At 70.9% G+C, this 21331-nt stretch carries 15 protein-coding genes; 10 read left to right on the top strand and 5 right to left on the bottom strand.

All coding sequences use genetic code 11. The annotated features are described in order from the left end of the window. Nucleotides 1-56: 56 nt before the first annotated feature. A complete protein-coding gene (locus CAP_RS31160) occupies nucleotides 57-548 on the bottom strand; it encodes a hypothetical protein (RefSeq protein ID WP_044247479.1) in 492 nt (163 codons plus the stop codon). A gap of 146 nt (nucleotides 549-694) precedes the next feature. On the opposite strand from CAP_RS31160, the gene CAP_RS31155 reads away from it, so the two are divergent. Next, nucleotides 695-1072, top strand: a complete 378-nt coding sequence (locus CAP_RS31155; RefSeq protein WP_156041306.1) for a hypothetical protein — start codon at nucleotides 695-697, stop codon at nucleotides 1070-1072. A 126-nt stretch (nucleotides 1073-1198) separates the two neighbouring features. Beyond that, nucleotides 1199-1387: a hypothetical protein gene (locus CAP_RS52735; RefSeq protein ID WP_044247477.1), complete on the top strand. Its 189-nt coding sequence runs from the start codon at nucleotides 1199-1201 to the stop codon at nucleotides 1385-1387. A 12-nt stretch (nucleotides 1388-1399) separates the two neighbouring features. On the opposite strand, the gene CAP_RS31145 is transcribed toward CAP_RS52735, so the two are convergent. Beyond that, the gene (locus CAP_RS31145) at nucleotides 1400-2686 is read right to left on the bottom strand and encodes a monooxygenase (RefSeq protein ID WP_081865451.1); all 1287 of its coding nucleotides are present in this window, start codon (nucleotides 2684-2686) and stop codon (nucleotides 1400-1402) included. Between the two features lie 140 nt (nucleotides 2687-2826). Between CAP_RS31145 and CAP_RS31140 the strand changes: the two genes are divergently transcribed. Continuing rightward, nucleotides 2827-3447, top strand: a complete 621-nt coding sequence (locus CAP_RS31140; RefSeq protein ID WP_044247475.1) for a TetR/AcrR family transcriptional regulator — start codon at nucleotides 2827-2829, stop codon at nucleotides 3445-3447. Here CAP_RS31140 and moeB read toward each other — a convergent pair. Then, on the bottom strand, nucleotides 3417-4580 hold the full coding sequence (gene moeB, locus CAP_RS31135; RefSeq protein WP_044247474.1) for a molybdopterin-synthase adenylyltransferase MoeB: 1164 nt from the start codon (nucleotides 4578-4580) through the stop codon (nucleotides 3417-3419). The two genes, CAP_RS31140 and moeB, sit on opposite strands and share 31 nt — an antisense overlap. A 27-nt stretch (nucleotides 4581-4607) precedes the next feature. After that, nucleotides 4608-6143, bottom strand: a complete 1536-nt coding sequence (locus tag CAP_RS31130) for a hypothetical protein (protein ID WP_044247472.1) — start codon at nucleotides 6141-6143, stop codon at nucleotides 4608-4610. A 185-nt stretch (nucleotides 6144-6328) separates the two neighbouring features. Here CAP_RS31130 and CAP_RS31125 point away from each other — a divergent pair, with 185 nt between their 5' ends. Further along, entirely contained in the window at nucleotides 6329-7078 is a 750-nt protein-coding gene (locus CAP_RS31125; RefSeq protein WP_231511781.1) for a cob(I)yrinic acid a,c-diamide adenosyltransferase, read from the top strand. A gap of 21 nt (nucleotides 7079-7099) precedes the next feature. On the opposite strand, the gene CAP_RS31120 is transcribed toward CAP_RS31125, so the two are convergent. Then, entirely contained in the window at nucleotides 7100-9859 is a 2760-nt protein-coding gene (locus CAP_RS31120; protein WP_044247471.1) for a hypothetical protein, read from the bottom strand. A gap of 793 nt (nucleotides 9860-10652) precedes the next feature. On the opposite strand from CAP_RS31120, the gene CAP_RS31115 reads away from it, so the two are divergent. The 6 genes from CAP_RS31115 to CAP_RS52730 all read left to right on the top strand — a co-directional run bounded on the left by CAP_RS31115 (nucleotide 10653) and on the right by CAP_RS52730 (nucleotide 21328). Next, the gene (locus CAP_RS31115; protein ID WP_052376376.1) at nucleotides 10653-12959 is read left to right on the top strand and encodes a WD40 repeat domain-containing protein; all 2307 of its coding nucleotides are present in this window, start codon (nucleotides 10653-10655) and stop codon (nucleotides 12957-12959) included. Between the two features lie 518 nt (nucleotides 12960-13477). After that, nucleotides 13478-14491 (top strand): protein-methionine-sulfoxide reductase catalytic subunit MsrP, encoded by a 1014-nt coding sequence (msrP, locus tag CAP_RS31110; RefSeq protein WP_044247469.1) that lies wholly within the window; start codon nucleotides 13478-13480, stop codon nucleotides 14489-14491. Beyond that, nucleotides 14491-15150, top strand: a complete 660-nt coding sequence (gene msrQ, locus CAP_RS31105; protein ID WP_081865450.1) for a protein-methionine-sulfoxide reductase heme-binding subunit MsrQ — start codon at nucleotides 14491-14493, stop codon at nucleotides 15148-15150. The genes msrP and msrQ overlap by 1 nt, the downstream gene beginning before the upstream one ends. Before the next feature lie 85 nt (nucleotides 15151-15235). Next, nucleotides 15236-16312 (top strand): AAA family ATPase, encoded by a 1077-nt coding sequence (locus tag CAP_RS31100; protein WP_044247467.1) that lies wholly within the window; start codon nucleotides 15236-15238, stop codon nucleotides 16310-16312. Between the two features lie 17 nt (nucleotides 16313-16329). Beyond that, entirely contained in the window at nucleotides 16330-17619 is a 1290-nt protein-coding gene (locus CAP_RS31095; protein ID WP_052376375.1) for a hypothetical protein, read from the top strand. 199 nt (nucleotides 17620-17818) lie between these two features. Beyond that, entirely contained in the window at nucleotides 17819-21328 is a 3510-nt protein-coding gene (locus CAP_RS52730) for a type VI secretion system Vgr family protein (protein WP_063748780.1), read from the top strand. Nucleotides 21329-21331: the final 3 nt, after the last annotated feature.

Below are 21331 nucleotides of genomic sequence, written 5' to 3'. Positions count from 1 at the left end.
CGTTCTCCACGTCCATGCGGGCGTCAAGGGGATCGTCCCCGTCGCGAGATCCGCCGTCACGCATGTCGCGCCTTCGCGCCGTGAGCGATCACCACCGCGGAGACGTCGACACCGATCGCCAGCGCGGGCCGCCCTCGCGACATCCGCACCTGCCCCGGGCCCTCGCCGAAGGAGATCTCCGCCTGCACGCGGGTCAGCGTCCCGCCGGCGCGCGCGCTCGCCTCCCGGTGTGCGATGCGCAGCGCCCGCACCCGCGCGTGCGGATCCTGGGCGAGGACGTACCCGAGCTGCCGGATCGTCGCCGGATCCGGGGGCACGAGGAGCACGCTGCTGCTCCCGTAGTACACGAGCGCGTCCCCCTCCACGCGCGCGGCCCCCTCGCTCACCACGTCGGCCGCCTCGAACAGCGCCCGCACCTCTCCCTCCGTGGTCGACCAGAGCTCCACCACCCGCCTGCGCAGGATGGAGGGGGGACGGCTCTTCGACAGACCAGGGCCCACCAGGCGACGCTCGCTCGTTCGACGCTCGCTCGTTCGACGCTCGCTCATTGACCCGCGATCGTGCCGAGCGCGCGCCCCCTTGGCCCAGGTCCCTGCGTGAACGCCTCCGAACTTGGCCGTACGGGCGCCTCCTTGCCACCATCCCACGTGTGCCCACCATGGCGGGCGACACGCACGAGAGGAGGAGCTGTCCCATGTTCGACTTCCACGGGCCGGAGCGACGCAGGCACCGGGTGTTCGTCACCCGCAACACCGAGTACCACGTACGCGACGGCATCTGCGTCGCCGTGCGGGACCGCGAGGGGAGCGGCTTCCGCGCCTCCCACATCGCCATCAACCTCCGCCTCGAAGGCGCCGTGCGCAGCGGACCGCACGGCCTCCCCATGCCCGACTGCGACGGCCCCCGGGTCGGCGCCTCCATCTACTTCACGCGCGAGGACACCGACGGCCACGAGCAGCACATCGTCACGAGCCGCATCGAGCGCATCGAGCGCCCCGAGAAGCGCATCGTCCTCACGTACCCCGCGCCCGCCGGCAAGCGCGCCTCGGCGCAGCGCAAGACCCTCTCCTGATCGCGATCCTGCGCGCCCCGGATCCTAGAGACTTGATCAGCGAAGAGCCAGGCAAGAACAAGCACCTCCGCGTGAGGGGATCGACGGCGCCCTTTGCATCTGCTCAAAGGGCGGCGGAGGTGGTGCATGCCGACCCTGTGGAAGCCGCCGGTTGAGCTGTCGTCGCGGGAGCAAAAGATCGTCAAACGGTGCGCCAAGAGGCGTGTGTTCGTGTTCCTCCGGGAGCTTCGACACCGCCTCTTTGACGGGGACAACCCGAAGGCACGCAAGCTCGGATTGGCGGTAGTTGACCAGCAGCTCCGGCTTGCGGCTTGACTGGTCAGGTCTCTAGGGCGTGGGGGTGCAGGACGACATCACCGCGGGCAGCCCCCACACCCACTGCGGGTGCTCGATCCTGGGGTAGTACATCACGAACCCGAAGCACATCTCGTCGCTGGTGTCCTCGCCGAAGGTCACCTGCTGCGGCGTCGGGTTGGCCCAGGCGCAGCGGGTCTCCACGTGATCGCCGGGCTTCAGCGTGGTGCGCACGCTCGTCCACTCCTGCAGATCGAAGTTCCAGGGATCGGCCGTCCCGAGATCCACGGCCGTCCCTCCGCCTTCCGGCGTGAGCGTCGTGGAGATGTGCGTCCCGAGCTTGTGCATGTGGGGCATCCCCGAGATGGTCGTCACCGAGGGGAAGTACGAGGGGATGGTCAGCCCGCAGGTGACGTCCTGCGTCCCGTTGGGAGGGATGGCGATCTGGTTCGTGCCGAAGGCCAGGATGTCGGCGTCGTTCGCCCGGAGCTGATCGGTCGTGCAGAGCGCGTAGCCCGACGCATCCTTCTCCCCCGACAGGCCCATCAGGTTGCTGTAGTGGACCTGCACCACGAAGTGGGCCGTCCCCTCGATCGCGAAGCCCGCTTCCTCCGGCAGCTCGATCCCTCCACCGCCCGGCGCCCACACCCCCATCAGCCGCCCCATGTTGCCGCCTGCGCAGGGCTGGGGCGTGGAGGGATACGCCGCGTCGGCGAGGAAGAGCAGCATGTGGTGCACGATGGTGCTGTTGTCCACGCGCGGCGCGTGACCGATGATGTGCCGCTTGCTCCCGACCTCCAGGTCGACGCCGTAGCACACGTACTCGTCCTCCACTTCCTTGGGCATCTCGTACGGCGCTGCCGGCGCGATCGTCATGTCGGGCGTGCATCCGAGCGCCGGCACGTCCTCGTCCCCGCCTCCCGTATCCCCGCAGCTCTCGCTGCCGGCTTTCGCCCCTGCGGCCACCCAGTCGTCGATCACCTTCGCGCTCGCGCCGTCGAGCGGAGAGGCCGGCGCCGGCGGCATCGGCCGTACCTCGTCGTGGATCCGCTCCCGCACCAGCTCGAACAGCTTCCGCGACGGATCGCTCAGCGAGGCTGCTTGCAGATCGGCGTGGGTCACGAGCGGCGAGGGCGCCCCGTACTTCGGCGCGTCGCCGTGGCAGGAGCGGCAGCTCTTCTCCAGCACCGCGTCCACGTCGCAAGGCAACCCGGCGCTCGCCGCGCCGCTCCCCGTATCTCCCGCGCCGTCCCCGGAGTCCCCGCCGCAGGCGAGCGCAAACAGGGGAAGGGCCGCGACGAACGACATCAGAACGCGCATGGATGTGCTCCTCTAGGCCTCCGCAGCCGTGATCCAGCCTGAGGGAGAGGCCCCGCCGAGTTTCGGCACCAACAGTGCCGAAACATAACGACACGACCAGTGCCGTCAAGAAGAATGGGGGTTTCTGGCAGGATGCGCCGATGTCGGAGTCGGAGCGTCCCCGTGTCGGCCGCAAGCGGAGCGAGGCCTCGCGGACGGCCATCCTCACTGCGGCCCTCAAGCTCGCCACGGAGCGCGGGTATGCCGCGGTCACCATCGACGCCATCGCCGGTGAGGCGCGCGTCGGAAAGCACACCATCTACCGCTGGTGGCGCTCGAAGGCGGAGGTCTTGCTCCAGGCGCTCAGCGAGGCCACGGACGAGCAAGTCCCGCTCCCCGACACGGGCGATCTCGAAGAGGACCTCCGGCAGCTCCTCACCCGCATCTTCTCCCTGAGCAACCACGAGCAGCCGCCGGCGCACCTCCTGCGCGCGCTCATGGCCGAGGCCCAGCTCGACCCGGACTTCCTCGTCCTCTTCCACAGCTTCACCGAGGGCCGCCGCATGCTCGTCCGCGAGCGCTTCGCGGCTGCCCGCGCCTCGGGCCAGATCGCGGACGGCGTCGACGTGGAGGTGCTCCTCGACATGATCTTCGGCGCCATCTGGCACCGCCGCCTCCTCCAGCACGGCCCCCTCGACGCACGCTTTGCGGACGCGATCTTGGCCATCGCCATGGCCGCCTTGCGCCGCCCTCAGCTCGGGATTGTGCAGAACCCTTCGTAGTCGATGTACTCGGTGATCGAAGGGTTGTCGCCGCACACCGGGCAGTTCTTGTCGCGCCGGAGCCGCAGCTCCCCGAACTTCATCCGCAGCGAATCGTAGGTCAGCAGCCGACCGATGAGCGGCGTCCCCCGCCCCAGGATCAACTTGATCGCCTCCGTCGCCTGGATCACCCCCACCACGCCTGGCAGGATCCCGAGCACGCCTGCCTCCTGGCAGCTCGGCGCCAGGTGGGGCGGCGGCGGCTCCGGGTACAGGCACCGGTAGCAGGGCCCCGCGCCTGCCAGGAACGTCGTCACCTGCCCCTCGAACCGGAAGATCGACCCGTGCACCACGGGCTTCTTCTTCCAGACCGACGCATCGTTCACCAGGTAGCGCGTCGGGAAGTTGTCGCAGCCGTCCACGATCACGTCGAACCCCTCGAAGATCCGATCGATGTTCGCGCTGTCGAGCCGCTCCTGGAACTTCACCACCTTCACGTCCGGGTTCAGATCCCGGATGGCCAGCTCCGCGCTCTCCACCTTCGGCGTCCCCACCCGCGACGTCGCGTGCAGGATCTGCCGCTGCAGGTTCGACGCATCCACCACGTCCGCGTCGCAGAGCCCCAGGGTCCCCACCCCGGCTGCTGCCAGGTACAGCGCCGCCGGGCTCCCGAGCCCTCCGGCTCCGAGGAGCAGCACCTTTGCCGCGAGCAGCTTCGCCTGCCCCGCCTCGCCCACCTCGGGCAGGAGCAGGTGCCGCGAGTACCTCTCCCGCTGCGCGTCCGTCAGGGAGGGCGGCGTCTCCACCGGGTAGCCCAGATCCTTCCACCGCGTGAACCCCGGGTTCGCGCTCTCCACGTTGGTGTACCCCAGGTCCGCGAGCGTCTTCGCCGCCAGCGCCGAGCGCGTCCCTCCCGCGCAGTAGGCCACGATCTTCGCCGACCGATCGGGCACCTTCTGCTCCACCTGCATCTCCAGGAACCCCCGCGGGATGGAGATCGCCCCCGGGATGGACCCCGCCCGGAACTCCTCCTTCTCGCGCACATCGAGGAGCGTCAGCGGCTCCTTCTCCTCCAGCCGACGCTTCAGGTCACCCAGCGTCACTTCCCGGATCGACGCCCGGACGCTCGCCATCATGTCGCTGTACGTGGTCATCGTGGCTCCTTTAAGGGGCCGGCGTGTTCACTTGCTCGCGGGGAGCAGGTCGGGCCGGCTTCGCAGGGAGGAGAGCGGCTGCTCCTTTTGCAGACCGCTGTCACACTGCACCCGGGCCACCCGCATCCCCTGGATGTGCTCGAAGATCGTCGCGGGCTGGTTCTCCTGATCGCAGAGCGTCAGCACCTTCATCCCCTTCACGAGCTGACCCTTGCGCAGCTTGTCGCGGGTCGTCTTCACCGCCACGTCGTCGGCGAGCCGGGTCACGGTCACCTCCTCGCCCTTCACCTCGGTCACCGTCCCCAGCTCCAGGAACGCCTGCTTCTCCCGCAGCGGCCCCCACACCTGCAGACCCTTCAACTGATCGTTCGGGGGCAGCCACTCTGCCGTGTCTTCCTTGGCCAGCGTCCGCACCGGCACCCAGCCTGCGGCCAGATCGAGCGCCGCGTTGAACGCTGCCCCGCCCGGATCTGCCTCCGTGATCAGCGCCACGTCCTTCGTCTGACCCAGCACCCACACCGCGGTCCCCTGCTTCAGATCGCGCCGCGACGCCCCTTCTGCGCTCCCTGCGGGCGCGAGTGGCACCAGCCCGTGCATCCAGCGCTTCTCTGCCTTCTTCAGCGGCTTCAGCTTCAGCCGCTGCGTCTCCACGTAGGTCGCCAGCGCTGCCCGCTTCTTCCCGAGATCCTCGGGCATGGCCTTGTCCTTCGCGATCCCTGCCAGATCGCTGGCCTGAACCTCCCAGCCCAGCCGCGCGATCAGCGCGTCCACGTCCTTCAGATCTGCCGCCGCGCTCCGCGACCCCACCGCTTGTGCTGCCTTCGCGGTCAGCTCGGGCGCGGCTGCGGCCCGCACCCGGCCCATCAGGTTCTGCCCTGCCGCCTCGGTCACGTCTCCCCGCTTCACCGCCGCGTCCACTTTGTCGGCGGCCGCTGCCCAGCGCTTCGCCTGCAGATCTTCCGCGAGCTGCCCGGCCATCGCCTCCGTGGCCGTCCCCTCCGTCTCTGCCGACAGCTTCTTCCAGGCCGCCTCGCCCAGCACCACCTTCGTGCTCGGGCTCCCCAGGAAGCTCCGCGCCTCCCCGAACTTCCCGGCCGTGGCCAGCTCATCGAGCTTCCCGCTCGTGCAGGCCACCGCCTGGGTGTGCACCAGCTTCTTCACCTCGGCCTTGAAGATCTCGCTCTTCCGCGCCTCGAACTCCTTCGACAGCGACGCGAAGGCCTCCGCGCACTGCTTGCCGTCGAGCTGCTCCGACACCTCGTTCGACCAGAGCTTCGCCTCGCGCTTGTCGAGCTTCTCCCGCGCCTCCTGGATCTCGAACCGGTGCGACTCGATGTTCAGCGCCTCGGCTTCCTTGAGCAGCTTGTTCGCGTCCGCGTACCGCTTCTCGTCCGTCGCCAGCGACGCCTCGTCGATCTTCTTCCGGCTGCTCTCGATGCGCGCCTGCTCTGCCGCGTCTGCGCTCCCCGCCGGATCTTTCCCGACCACCGCCTCTTCACCGCACCCGATAGGCCCGGCGCACGCGGCGAGCACCAGCGCGGCGGCCAGCGCGGAACGGACCATGCTGCAACGAGATCGCACTTCCAGGGAGGACATGAGCGGCAATCTCCCACCGGCGCCCGATCATCGTCAACCTCGCGACGGACGATTGCGTACCGCACGCACGGGGGGCACCTCCCTCCCGGCCGGCCCCCATCGCGCCCTGACCTCGGGTTGACCGCAGGCCAGGCTGGCTCTACCGCATCCGGGTGACCCAGGAACGCACCTTCAGCGCCCCCCGCATCGCCATCAACCGCGTCTACACCCGCCATGGGGATGGGGGCCTCACCCGCCTCGTGGGTGGCCAGCAGCTCCCCAAGGACGACCTCCGCATCGAGAGCTACGGCACCGTCGACGAACTCAACGCCTTCATCGGCGCTGCCCGCCACACCCTGCTCGAAGCCCTGCCCACCGTGGCTGCTGACCGTCGCGACCGCCTCGAAGGCCTGGGCCGCTCCCTCCACCGGGTCCAGCACGAGCTCTTCAACCTCGGCTCCATCCTCGCCACCTTGCCCGAGGACGTGCACCCCAGGCAGCCCCGCGTCACCCAGGCAGAGATCGAGCGCCTCGAGGCCGAGATCGACCTCGCCCAGGAGGACCTCGCGCCCCTGCGCTCCTTCGTCCTCCCTGGCGGCGCCCGCCTCAACACCGACCTCCACCTCGCCCGCACCGTCTGCCGCCGCGCCGAGCGCCTCTGTGTCGCCCTGCACCGCCAGGAAGCGGGGGACACCTACCCGGTCGGCTACCTCAACCGCCTGAGCGACGCCCTCTTCGTCTGGAGCCGCTGGGCCTCCTTCCTCCTCGGTGCCCCCGAGGTCCTCTGGGAGCCTGACACCTCGGCCACCGCCATGGCCGCCGCCGCGAGCGGCAAGGATGGCGAGGGTGGCGAGGGTGGCGAGGGTGGCGAGGGTGGCGGGAGCGGCGAGAGCGCCGCCAAGGGTGGCGACGACGCTCCCTGAGTCAGCGCGGGAGGCGCGGGATCATTCCAGATCCAGATCCAGCTCGTCCTCGTCGTCGAACGCGCAGCCGTCATCGGGGTCGACGGTCTCGTCCTCGTCGTCGTGGCACCAGTAGCGCTCGGCCTCGCCCAGCTCCCCGATCTCTCTCCCGAGCCGCTGCCGGATCTCCGGGTGTGGCCCGGCCGTCCACGCGGCGCCGAGCAGCTCCCGCAGCCCCTCGGGCTCCTGCGTCGTCAGCACCCCGTAGGCGCTCACGGCCGCAGCCCCTGCCGCGCTCACCGCACTCACCGCGCTCGCTCCATTCCCCGTGCTCACGGCCGCCGGAACCCCTACGAGCAGCTCCAGAAAATGCCCCTTGAGCTGTGCGAACGGCGCCCCCAGCCTGAGCAGGAGTCCTGCGAGCTGGCTCCTCGCCGCCGGCGTCCCGGCTGCCTCGCGCAGGATCCCGTCGAGCCGGCTGTCTTCCACCGCCAGGGCCTTCAGGGACAGGAGCGCCGCGGCTGCCTCTGCGGCTGCCGCCCCGCCCCGCGCCTTCGACCCCAGCGTGGCTGACAGCAGCGCCACCACCTCGGCCGACGCCTCTGGCTTGCACAGCCGCGCCGCCACCGAGAACCGCAGCGACTCCGGCGCCCGCAGCGCGGCGAGCACCCACCCGGTGTCGAGCTTCCCTGCCGCGTGCAGCGCGTACCCGCACAGCACCGCCGCCTCCACCGACCCCTCGGCAGCGTCCACCCCGTCGAGCAGCCGCTGCCCGAGCTGGGCTGCCACGGGCGTCCTGCGCTGGCACCCGATCCGCACGATGCGTTCGAGCTTCCGGTGATCCCCGGCCCGCAGCGCCGCCTCGCCCTCCTCGGCGATGCGCGCCTCCAGCCCTGGCGCGCCCTTCACCTTCGCCAGCGCCTCGCCGGCCCAGTAGGCCCCGTACGGCAGCGCGCACGCCGACGACGACCGCCCCTCGTCCTCGCAGGACGCCCGCTCCGCCGTCCGCTCCACCGCCGCGTGCCAAAGCCGGTCCGCCAGGTCAGCCGGCGCGCCCAGGCAGCTCAGCGCGAAGAGCGGCCCTGTCCCCTCCTGGTAGCGCGGCGACGTCAGCGCCTCCCGCGCGATCTGCCGGAGCCGCTCCCGGAAGGCCTCGCAGAGCAGCCCTTTCCGGTCGAGCCCCGCCAGCACCTCCAGCCACTCGTGGTCCGCGCCCACCCGCGCTCCCCGCAGCGCCAGCGCCGCGAGCCCCTCGAACGCCGCTGCTCCGAAGCGCCGCAGCAAGAGCTCCGCCCACGCCTCCTCGGAGACCGGCAGCTCCGGGACGCGCGGCGACACCGCCGGATCCCTGAGGTTGAACACCAGGAGCGCCAGCGTCTCCCGCGCCTCCGCGTCGAGGCTTCCACCGTTCGCGTCGTTCGCGCCGCTCGCGCCGCTTCCCACGCCGTTCGCGCCCGACCTCTCCACCAGCGCCTCGACCGGCGCCTCGGCGAGCAGCGCCTCCAGCATCCGCCCCCGCGCCTCGTCGGGGCCGCTCCGCAGCACGGAAAGCCTCCCGAGCAGCTTCTCGCTCGGCGGCGCCGCGAGGATCTCCACGCAGAGGCCTGCCAGCGGATCGACCGGGCAACTCTCTCCGAACCGCTCCATCCACAGCGCCTGCGCCCGCTCCACCGGGTAGCGCCCGGGGCCTGCGGCCGCCTCCAGGAGACGCGGCCTTGCCAGCTCCTCGGGCAGCGCCCCCGCCGCCTCCACCGCATCGTACCGGCGCCACGATCGCGACCCGTAGAGCGCCCGATCGATCCACAGCACGGCCCGCTCCGGATACCCCGCCGCGAGCGCGCGGATCGCCCAGCCTGCATCGAGCCCGGCCCGCTGCCCGCGCGCATCGAGCCCGCCGCCGTCCGCGAGGATCCCGAGCGGCCGGAAGCCCTCCGGCGGACGCACCCGCCCCACCGCGGCGATCAGCGCCTGCCCGTACTCGTCGATCATCTCCAGGCTGCGCGTCCCGCGCCCCGGAGGCGGCGGGTGCTTCACCGCGTCCTCCAGGAGCCATTGCACGTCGTCTGCCGTCAGCGCCTCGGGCGCACGCTCCAGCAGCGCCTCGATCGCAATGGTCCTCACCCCTGCGTGCGGCCGCCGCAGCGCCCGCCGCAGCGCCGGAATGGCCGCCTCCACCTCGCCGAACATGAAGAGCAAGCGCCCTGCGATCGCCTGCGCCCTCCAGGTCGGCCCCACGTCGAGCACCTCGGCGAGCCTCGCGCTCGCCCCCGGGTACCGGCGGTCCGGGTTCTCGTCCTGGAGCGACTGCTCCAGCAGGAACGCCAGCCATTCGTCCCCTGCAATCGCGGCCTCCACGAGCAGCTCGGGCATCTCGGGCGACTCGGTCGGAATGGGCACGAAGCTCAGCGCGTGGATCCCGTCCTTGCGGCCCTTGCGCGGCAGCGCCCCGTGGTGCCGGGCGACGAGCCGCCATAGCCGCAGGATCTCCTCCGGGTGCGCGCTCATCCCGATGACGTCGAAGCCCATCCGGCGCACCCGCGACAGCATCGCCCCCGTCGCTGCCGCCTGCCGCGCGCCCCCGGCCATCTCCCAGGCCCGCGCCACCTGCTGCGCGAGATCCGCGCAATCACGTCCCACCCGCTCCCAGCGCGCGCGCACCTCGCCTGCGGGCGCCTCCCGCACCTGCACCTGGGCCACGAACTGCTTCGGGCGGGCCTCCTTCAGCGCCACCAGATCCGGGATCGAGATCCGCCAGAGGAACTGCTGGGCGAGGTTCTCGTCGAGGACGTCATGACTGGACATAGGTCTCCTTTGCCTTGTCTCGGGTCGTCTCTTCGAAAAAGCATGGCCGGGGGATTCGTTGAAAACAAGGCTCGGATGCGCGCATGTGCATGTTCCTCATGCAGCGTTCTAATGAGGTGTCCGCGGCCAGAAAACGCAGCGCAGCCCGGCACGGAATGCACGGCGCGTCTCCCACGCATACCTCAGTCCCGCCCTTCGTCCACGTACATTCCCGCATTGCACCCTGCCCACCCCGCGCGCCCCGGACCATTCATGCCTTACGTGTTGCCGTCCCGTATTCCCTCATCCGGCCATGCATTCCCCTCATTCGTGCATTCCCTGTGCGCCACACCTCATTCACACCCTACCCATTGTGTCCCGCCTCGGTCCCACCCCATTCGGCGGTGATCCCCTGGAGAGGCCATCTCGCTGCCGACCTGCCCGGTCGCGCCCCTTCCTGCCAAGCCCCGCCCGGCCGCGAGGTCGCGAGGCTGTGAGGCCGCGAGATCGCGAGGCCCTGCTGCCCGCGTGCGGCTCACCGCCGAAGATTCCTCCATGAATGCACACGACCCCGATCGCCGGCAGCGGGATCCGGCACGTATCGATGCCGTTCTAGCGGGACGCGCGGCTCCGGGAGCACTTCCTGGCATGCCGTGATGCACGCGTACCCCCGCCCGCGCCCCGCCTCCCGCAATGGACGCGCCCCCCGCCCCGCAATGCGGACACGCCTCCCGCCCTGCGTCCCACCGCCTGGGTTTTCTGCAGGCTCCGCAGGCGCTACCGGCACCCAGGTGCCCTCACGTAGGGTGGGTGCATGGATGACCTCGACGAGACCACGCGCCTGGCGGTACCGACCTGGATGGTGCGCTCCGAGGTGCTCGCGGTGGCGTTCAGCCCCGACGGGAGGCGCCTCGCGACGGGGGACCTGGATCGCCGGGTGCACCTCTGGGACCCCGCGACCGGCGCGGGCCTCCGGGTGCTCGGTGGACACCGGAGCAAGGTGGTCTGCGTGGCGTGGAGCGCCGACGGCGCGTGGCTCGCCTCGGGGGACGACGAGGGCGAGGTGCGGCTCTGGGACGGCCACACGGGCGCGCTCCGCGGCGTGCTCCGCGGCCATGCCCTCGGCGTCACGGACCTCGCCTGGAGCCCGCGGGGCGAGCGCCTCGTGGTGGGGTCGCACGACTGCACGATGCGTCTCTGGTACATAGGCGCGGACGTAGGCGCGGGCGTAGGCGCGGACGTAGGCGCGGGCGCGGGCGCGGGCGTAGGCGCGGACGCGCCTGGAGGCACGCTCCTCCAGGTCTTCTCCGGCCACGACGACGCCGGTCACGACGAGCCCGGCGACGACGACGCCAGGCACGACGGCGCCAGGCACGTCGGCGCCGTGCTCGGCGTCTCCTGGTGCGGCGATGGCGCCCGCATCGCCTCCGCCTCGCGCGACCGCACCGCCATGATCCACGAGGTCAGCTCGGGCCGCGTGCTCCACGTCCTCGCCGGGCATGACGCCGACGTGACGAGCGTCGCCTGGTCCCCGGACGGCGCCGAGGTGGCGACGGGCTCGGAGGACGCGACCGTGCGGATCTGGGATGCACGCTCGGCCGAGACCCGCCTCGTCCTGCGCGGCCACGGCGAGAAGGTGACCCGCGTCGCCTGGTCCCCGGACGGGACCCGGCTCGCCTCGGCCTCCTTCGACAAGACCGCGCGGATCTGGGACGCGCGCACCGGCGCGACGCTCCACGTCCTCTCCGGCCACGACGACGACCTCCGCGACCTCTCCTGGCATCCGGGCGGGGAAGGGGACGCCGGAGGGGAAGGGGACGCGGAATGGCTCGCCTCGGCCTCCTTCGACATGACCGTGCGGATCTGGGACGCGCGCACCGGCGCGACGCTCCGGGTGCTCGAACCCCCGCTGGAGGGCCTCCGCAGCGTGGCCTTCAGCCCCGATGGCGCGACGCTCTCCTCGGGCGTCACCGACTTCACCGCGCGGTTCTGGGATCCGCGCGCAGGGCAGGCGCTCGCCCAGCTCTCCACGGAGCCCTCCGGCGTCACGACCCCCGTGGTCTTCTCCCCGGACGGGGAGCGGTTCGTCAGCGGGGGGTTCGGCTGGTCCACCCTGGTCTGGGACCTGCGCGCGCGGGAGGTGTGCCTCACGCTGCCCCGGCGCGGCACCTGGGTGCGGTGCGTGGCCGTCAGTCCCGACGGCGCGTGGCTCGCCACGGGCACCGACGACGCCCTGCTGCGGCTGTGGGACGCGCGGACCGGCGAGGAGCGCGCGGTGCTCACCGGCCACGCGGAGGCTGTGACGGCGCTCTCCTTCAGCCCCGACGGCGCGTGGCTCGCCTCCACGTCCAAGGACGCCACCGTGCGGCTGTGGGACGCGCGGACCGGCGAGGCGGGCGCGGTGCTCTCCTGCCGCCCCCCGGCCTGGGGGCTCGGCCTCGCGTTCAGCCCGCGCTTCGGAGACAACGGAGAGCGCGACGGAGGGCGCGAGGAAGGGCGCGACGGCGCGGCATGGCTCGCCCTGGCCAGCGGGAACGGCACGGTGCAGCTCTGGGACGCGCGCACGGGAGCGCGGCTGCGGGTGCTGGAGGGGCACGAGAACTGGGTGACGAGCGTGGCGTGGCGCCCGGACGGCGCGCTCCTGGCTTCCGGTTCGGACGACGCCACGGTGCGGCTCTGGGATCCCGGCACGGGCGAAGCGCTCGGGGTGCTCCGCGGCCACACGGGCCCGGTGACCTGCGTCGCCTTCCATCCCGCCGGGCGCTTGCTCGCCTCGGCCTCCGAGGACGGTACCGTGGGCCTGTGGGACGTGCCCCGGCAGCGCTGCCTGGCCTGGCTGCTGCCGACGCCCGAGGGCTGGGTGGTGCTCACCCCCGCGGGGCGTCACCGCGCCGGGGGCAACCTCGGGGGTGCGTTCTGGTACGCGGTCGTCCCGGCGGGGTCCGACGGAGAGCCGTCGGGCGTGGAGAGACCGGGACCGGTACAGATTCCCCGGCAGCGGCTGGACGTGGAGCGCCGGGACGTGGAGCGCCGGGACGTGGACGTAGAAGGAGAAGAGGGCGACGCCTTCCTGCCAGGCGTGCGGCTCGGCGCCGCCGAGGTGCTGGTCGACGACCTGTGAGCGACCTCGCGCGTCCACCTGCAAGTGCGCGAAATCTGGTGGGCAAGGCCCACGGCGGCTCCGGGAGCCCAGGAAGCACGACCCACGAACAGCACAGCGGCTCGGGGAGCCCAGGAAGCACGACCCACGAACAGCACAGCGGCTCGGGGAGCCCAGGAAGTGCGACCCACGAACAGCACAGCGGGATTTCCTGCACAGGGAGGTCGACCCCACGAACAGCACAGCGGGATTTCCTGCACAGGAAGTGCGACCCACGAACAGCACAGCGGCTCGGGGAGCACAGGAAGTGCGACCCACGAACAGCACAGCGGCTCGGGGAGCACAGGAAGTGCGACCCACGAACAGCACAGCGGGATTTCCTGCACAGGGAGGTCGACCCCACGAACATCCTGGGCGCGACGGGAGCCGGTTCGCGCCCCCCGAGGTCGTGGCCCTCGTGCCCGTCGCGTCGTCGCAGCCGTCACGGCCTCGACGTGTGCTCTGCGGGCCCACCGTCTACACTGAGGCGCCGAGGTCCCATGCCCAAGCTCCCCAGGCCGCCCCCCGCGCGCGAGATCACGCCCGAGCCGCTCTACCTGCGGCGGCGCGAGTTCCTCAAGAGCGGCGCCCTGTTCGCGGGCACCGCCTCGGCGATGGGTGCGGGCCTCATCGCCCTGAGCGGGGGTTCCCGCGCCACCCCCCCGCCTGCTGCCTCGGCGCTGCCGGACCTGCCTCCGTCCGCGGTCCCTCCCGGCGCGCCGGGCAGCGCAGCCAGCGCCCGCAGCCCCTTCTCCACGGACGAGCCCCCGACGCCGTTCGGCGACGTCACCACCTACAACAACTTCTACGAGCTCGGCCTGGACAAGGGCGACCCCGCCGAGAACGCGGCGACCCTCCACCCGCGCCCCTGGACCGTGGAGCTCGCCGGCGAGATCAAGACCCCCCGGCGGGTGGACATCGACACCTTGCTCGGGTGGTTCGCGCCCGAGGAGCGCATCTACCGCATGCGCTGCGTGGAGGCCTGGTCGATGGTCATCCCCTGGCTCGGCTTTCCCCTTGGCGACCTGATCCGCCGCCTCGAACCCACCTCACGCGCGAAGTACATCTCCTTCACCACCCTCTTCGATCAGCAGCAGCTCCCCGGGCAGCGCAACCCCGTGCTGGAGTGGCCCTACGTGGAGGGCCTCCGCCTCGACGAAGCCATGCACCCCCTGGCGATGCTGGCGGTGGGCCTGTACGGCAAGGCGCTCCCCGGCCAGAACGGCGCGCCCCTCCGGCTGGTGGTGCCCTGGAAGTACGGCTTCAAGGGCATCAAATCCATCGTGCGCATCGCCCTCACCGAGCAGCGCCCGCGCGCCACCTGGAACGAGGCAGCCCCCACCGAGTACGGCTTCTACGCCAACGTGAACCCCGCCGTCCCGCACCCCCGCTGGAGCCAGGCCACGGAGCGGCGCATCGGCGACTTCGGCCGCCGCCCCACGCTCCCCTTCAACGGCTACGCCGAGGAGGTGGCGAGCCTCTACGCCGGCATGGACCTCCGGCAGAACTACTGATGCGCGATCTCTCCCTTGCCGCCGCCCCGGAGACCCGCCCCCGCGCACCCGGTGCTCCGCGCCCTGCGCGCCTCGGCTGGCTCGTCCCCGCCGTGATCACCGGCGGTCTCATCCCGGCCGCGTCCCTGGCCCTCGCGGCGGCGCGCGGCGCCCTCGGCGCGAACCCCGTCGCCGAGGTGATGAACCAGCTCGGGATCCTCACCCTCGCCCTGCTCGTCGCCTCCCTCGCCGCGACCCCGCTCAAGATCGTCACCGGCTGGACCTGGCCCATCCGCATCCGCAAGACCCTGGGCCTCCTGGCCTTCGCCTACGCCTGCGCGCACTTCCTGGTGTACGCCGCGGTGGACCAGGGCCTCGACCTCGCCGCCGTCGCCGACGACATCGCCGAGCGCCCCTTCATCTTCGTGGGCGTCGCCGCCCTGCTTCTGCTCATCCCCCTCGCCGTGACCTCCACCGCACGGATGATGAAGCGCCTCGGGAACGCGCGCTGGAAGCGCATCCACCGCATGGCCTACCTCGCCGCCGCGCTCGGCGTGGTGCACTTCGTGATGCGCGTGAAGAAGGACGTCACCGAGCCCGCCATCTACGGCACGGTGCTCGGCGCGCTGCTCCTGGTGCGGATCGTCGACTGGGCACGCAGGCGATACGGGAATCGGTGACCGAACGTCACTGGCTCATGGTCCTGCACCCCGAACGCCACAGAAGTCTGGCCGGGCCTTCCAGGAGCGAAGTAGGGTGGCACGGATGCGGCCTCTGCTCAGGGTGCGCGCCAGGAACTTCCGCAGCCTCCGCGACGTCGACGTCGCGCTGCAGGCGCTGAATGTCCTCGTCGGTTCCAACGGGAGCGGCAAGTCGAACTTCCTGGACCTCATCCATTTCCTCGGCGACGCCGTGCGCGAGGACCTGCGGCCCGCCCTGGAGAGGCGCGGAGGCTACGAGCGCGTCCGCTTTCGAGGAGACGAGAAGCGCGGCATCGAGATCACCATCGAGGCACGCGTCACCAGGCACGCGAGCAACGCTGCCAGGGACGTCTACACCCTGAGGTTCCAGGAAGATCCTGTCCGCAGATTCGTCGAAGCTCACCATCCCCAGAAAACCAGCGTGTCGCTGGGACTCTCGACGCTGCCCCGCCTCGCGCCCGAGCGTGGCGGTGAGCAGGTGAGCAAGATCGCGCAGCTCTTCTCCACGTTTCGTGTCTTCGACGTCAACGTGAACGCTGCGCGTCTCCCGGCGCCCCTCCGGCGCGGCGAGCGCCTCGACTCCGACGCCAGCAACCTGGCGCCTTTCCTCCGCAAGCTCGCCGGCGATCAGGAGACCTTCAGTGCCCTCGTCGAGGATGCGCGCGCGATGATCCCGGGCCTCGTGCAGATCCACTTCCGCTCCATCGGCGGCGCTGAAGAGGGCGTGGCCGTGGAGCTCGAAGAGCGCGGCCTCCAGGGCCGAACCTCACTCGCGGATGCCTCCGACGGATCCATCCGGGTCCTCGCTCTCCTGGCCATGCTTTACGATCCGGAGCCGCCTCAGCTCACCTGCGCCGAGGAGATCGATCACGGCCTGCACCCGTACGTGTTCGACCGCCTCGTGGAGCTTCTCCGGGAGGCCTCGCAGCGCACGCAGTTCCTGGTGGTCACCCACTCGCCCGCGCTGGTGAACCGGCTGAACGCCTCGGAGCTGATCGTCGTCGAGCGCGATCAGGACACTGGCGCGACCCGGATGCCCGCGGTCGATCCGGAGAAAGTGCAGCGCATCGAGGAGAAGCTGGCCGGGAAGATGGGGCTCGGCGAGCTGTGGTTCAGCGGCACGCTGGGGGGCAACCCTTGAGCCGCGGGGGGAGGGAAATGGAAGCGTGGTGGTTCCTGTGGCCCGACGCCGTGAAGGCCGCCAACCAGAGCTGGCGCAAACCGGACGACTACCTCGGCAAGAACGTGGGCATGATCCGGGACGCGAAAGAGGAGCTGAAGCGGCGTGTCGTCCCCAGAGGCGCCAAGCCCGGGCGGGGCGGCTTCCGCGGGTACACCGATGCTGACGCCCCTCGGATCGCGGCGGAGGTGAGTCGGCTCGGCATCGCGGACAAGCCCGGCGGTCAGAGCGGCTCGTACGACCGATTTCGAAGGAGCGTCGCCGCCTGCAAGTGGTGGCCGGTGAGGCGCGCGGCCGCCAGCCCCGCCCCCCCGTCAGCCGCCCGGGGCGCTGGCAAGGAGGCTGCTAGGGCCGGGGGTGAACCCATGAACTGCCTCCAAGTTTCTCAATCCTTCACCCTCGTCGCAGGCCTCCTCTCTGCCGGTGTCACGGGCTGTGTCGCCAGCGCCGATGGCGCGGCCCTCCCCGGCCCGGAGGACGACCTCCACGCCGCCGCGAGCGCGCTCTCGCCCTCCGATCCCGCCGCGCTGCGCACCTTCGATCACGGGGACGTCGACCTCGCCGACATCCCCCAGAGCTGCCTCGACCACCTCAAGGCGAACGTCATCGTTCACTACGGGCACCGGTCGCACGGATCGCAGATCACCCACGGCGCGAAGAGCCTCCGCAACAAGGACGCGAAATACGGCTTCCAGACCGGCTACATGGGCATCCCCAACACCCCAGGCGCGCTCCGGGTGTGGGCCGGGATGGTCACCACCGACGCGGTGAGCGCCGCGAAGTACTGGGACTCGGAGGCCGGGCTGAACGAGCTGCGCACCATCCTCACGAACAACCCCTCCATCCGCTACTCGGCGTGGGCCTGGTCCTTCGAGATCTCCTCGCAGACCCAGGCGACCATCGACGACTACCTCACCACCATGAACAGCCTGGAGCAGGAGTTCCCGGATGTGACCTTCATCTACATGACGGGCACGGCCGAGGAGACGTACAACGGCGCGAACCGGAAGGCGCGCAACCAGCAGATCCGCAGCTACGCCCAGGCGAACGGGAAGATCCTCTACGACCACGAGGATCTGGACGCCTGGTCCGGGGATGAACGCTACAGCCTGATGCTCGGCGGCGTGGAGGTGCCCATGGAGCACCCGGACTGGAACGCGCCCGACACCAACGGCTACAACTACTCGCACGCCACCCAGGCGAGCTGCGAGAACAAGGCGCGCGCCTTCTGGGTGATGCTCGCCACGCTCGAAGGCTGCATGCCCTGAAGGGCGCCAGCGGCGAAGCGCGCCAGCGGCGAAGCGCGCCAGCGGCGAAGCGCGCCAGCGGCGAAGCGCTCCTGCGCGCGGCGCTACACGGCCGGTCCAGCGCATCGGGGCGCGCAGAAAGGGCGAACGGCGCACCCGGGCCCCGCTTATGCTTGCTGCTCCCAGGAACCTCCACGCACCCTGATCGGAGGGGAGCAGCATGAGCGACGACCGATACGTGGACATTCAGTTCGAGTCCGACGCCCTCGCGCCCGGCGCCGTGCGCGTCGCGGAGCTGCGCGGGCGCGAGGTGATCTCGCAGCTCTTCAGCTTCGACGTCGTGCTCGTCGCGGAGGCCTCGCAGGGGATCGACAGCGACGTGCTGGCCGGCGCGGAGGCCACGCTCGTCTTCTCCCGGGGGGGCGAGGAGCTACGCCGCGTCCACGGGATGATCTCGTTCGTGCGCGATCAGCTCGACACCGAGTCGAAGCACGTCACCTACCGGGTCACCCTGGTCCCCCGCGCCTACCAGCTCACCCTGCACGAGACGCTCGACGTGTTCATGGACCTGAGCGTCCCGGAGATCGTCACCCACATCCTGGAGTACATCGGGCTCGCGAAGGACCGCGACTTCACCTTCCGCCTGCGGGAGACGTACCCGCGCCGGGACTTCGTGGTGCAGTACAAGGAGACCGATCTCGCCTTCGTCTCCCGCCTGCTCGAGCACCTGGGGATGAGCTTCTTCTTCGAGCACGCGAGCGGCCGTGACGTGCTGGTGGTGACCGATCACAACGGCGGCTTTCAGCCCTTCCAGGAGAGCGGGGTCGCCGACTTCAGGGCGCGCGGGGAGCAGCGCGACGTCTACCGGCTGGAGACGGAGACCCGCCTCATTCCCTCGCAGTACGTCGTGCGCGACTACAACTACCGCACGCCTCAGCTCGATCTCACCGCCCTCGCCGAGGTCGACAGCGGGCACGGCGGGCGGGTCATCGAGTACGGCTCGCACTTCAAGACGCCCGAGGAGGGGGCGCGCATCGCCCGGCTCCGGGCCGAGGAGCGCGCGGCGGAGCGCCAGGTGTTCCAGGGCGCGGCCGATCTGCCGGCGTTCGCGGCGGGCGCCACCTGCAAGATCGAGGGGCACCCGTTCGGCGATGTGATGCTGCTCTTCACCGAGGTGGTCCACGCCGCGAGGCTCCCGGCGCTCGCGGGCGGCGTCGACACCGCGGAGCCCTACACGGCGACCTTCCGCGCCATCCGCAACGCGACGCCGTACCGGCCCCCCCGGGTCACGCCCAAGCCGCGCGTCCACGGCGTGCTCACGGGCGCCATCGATGCCGCCGATCGCAGCGAGAAGTACGCCCAGGTGGACGGCGAGGGGCGCTACCGGGTCCGCTTCATCTTCGACACCTGGGACAGCGCCGCGGGGCAAGCCTCGCGCCCGGTGCGCATGGCCCAGCCGCACGCAGGGCCCGGCTACGGCATGCACTTCCCGCTGCGCCCGGGGGTGGAGGTGGCGCTCACCTGCATCGATGGCGATCCGGATCGCCCGATCATCATGGGCACCCTGCCGAACCCCACCACCCCGAGCCCCGTCGGCGCGGACAACGCCCCCCGCAACATCCTCCGCACGGGCTCGGGCAACGAGATCAACCTCGACGACACCGAGGGCTCGGAGCGCATCAAGCTCTCCACCCCGCGCAGCAGCGCCACCCTCCAGCTCGGCGCGCCCAACTCCCCGGAGGACGGGGTGGGCATCTCCGCCTTCACGAACTTCACGGCCGCCACCGGCGCCTCCGCGAACACGCTGACCTCCATGGGCAACATGTTCGGGATCTACGTGAACACCATGGCGAACCACGTGACGAGCATCGCCGGGAAGCTCACCTATCCCATGGTGGTGGAAGCCGTGGTCTCGGGGATCGACACCGGGCTCGGGATCATGTCGGGCGCGCTGGAAGCGGCGCAGGAGGGGGCGAACTTCGTCCAGAGTTCGCTGGAGCTGCACCGCACCAGGATGAAGTCCAGGTTCGACGAGGCGGCAGAGGACGAAGCCACGGCCCTGGAGAAGCTCAAGCGGGTGCTCGAAGCGGCGGCCTACGACCCGGACTCCCCCGAGGGGAAGGCCGCGAAGGCGCTGCTCGACGCCATCGCGGCGCAGGAGGCCGCGCTCCTCGGGCTCGAAGAGGACGAGCTTGCCCTCGCGGCGCTCGAAGCGGAGCAGGAGGCGGCCGCGGAGGAGGGCAAGCTCGCCGTCGCGGCCACCTACGACGACCCCATCGAGGCGTACACCCGCGAGAGCGAGGAGGAGGCAGAGAAGGGGAAGCTCCAGCTCCGGCGGGAGGCGCTGAAGAAGGCGCAAGAGGACCTCGCCAAGGCGCTGGAGAAGGCCAAGGCGACCTGCAAGGGATCGGTGACGGTCGCCGACTACCCCGAGGATGGGCAGTCGACGACGCTCGATGTGGAAGAGACGATCGGCGCGTACAAGACGGCGAACGAGGGCAGTACCTCGGCGCGGGCGGACTTCGAGGCGGCGAAGGCGAAGGAGGAGGATGCCGCCGACACGCTGGAGGGCGACGGGGGCATGGTCAACGTCGGCTACGCGAAGGACAGCATCGAGAACACCCGCTCGCTCATCGCCGCGACGGCCGGCAATGGGCTGGCCCTGTGGAGCATCTATGCGCTGGCCACCGGCACGGGGCTGGATGCGTACGCGGCGCTCGGCTCGAACCTGCTCATCACCGAGGCCAAGCGGCAGTTCGACATCGGCGCGATTCCCCGGGTGAAGTGGGCCGACTCCGACAAGTCGGTGAAGATCAAGACGGGCGCCCCGGAGCCCCTCGACGCGCTCGGGCAGATCTCGCGCATCGACTGGTCGGCCATCCCCGCGCTCAAGCAGGCCGCGGGCTCGGGGCTCCTCGGCTTCGCCAGCTCCGAGCAGTGGAAGGAGGGTCGGCAGATCGTGGGCTCCGAGGGGCACACCGTGGTCTTCGGGAAGGAGAGCCTGTTCCTCGCCGGGCAGGACCACGCGACGCTCTCCTCCAAGGACAAGGTGGTGGTCACCTCCAGCGATCAGACGGTGATTCACGCCCGCAAGGACACCGAGGTCGCCGGGGGCGAGCGGCTCTTGCTCACCTCCTCCACGCTCGTCGACCTGCTCTCGCGGGGCAGCGTGAAGCTCTCGGCGGTGGAGCGCGTGGCAGCTCAGGACAAGGTGCGCACCAGCGTGGAGATGGACGCCGACGCCCTGAAGCTCTCGGCCTGCGATCCGAACGAGGCGCCGAAGGCCACCATCACCGTCTCCACCGCCGCCGGGACCTCGGAAGGCACCGTGGAGCTGAAGACCGCCGCGCAGCAGTTCCTGAAGCTCGACGAGGCGCAGAGGACGACCACCCTCAATGCTCACGACGACTTCGAGCTGACGGCGGCGCGGACCGCGAGCCTGCTCGCCGGAGGCGCCGCCGCGCCGTGGGGCCTGAAGGTCGACGGCGCGAACGGCAGGCTCGAGCTGGGGGGCACCCAGTGGCAGCTCGCCCTCAAGAACCAGTACGTGGAGCTGGGTGGTCCCACCTCGGGCGTGAGCGTCCGGAGCGACATGGCGCGGCTGCGCAAGGACGCAACGCTCCTCAAGCTGACCGACGACAAGGCGCTGCTCCGCTCCAACGCGGCCGTGCAGCTCGAAGGCGACGCGAGCGTGCAGGTGCAGTCAAAGGGCCGGATCCTGCTGGGATGAACC

Origin of the sequence: Chondromyces apiculatus DSM 436, assembly GCF_000601485.1 — a bacterium.
In the GTDB taxonomy this organism is placed as follows: Bacteria; Myxococcota_A; Polyangia; order Polyangiales; family Polyangiaceae; genus Chondromyces; species Chondromyces apiculatus.
Note: the sequence above shows the minus strand (reverse complement) of the source record. Positions and strands in the feature narration are given on the sequence as shown.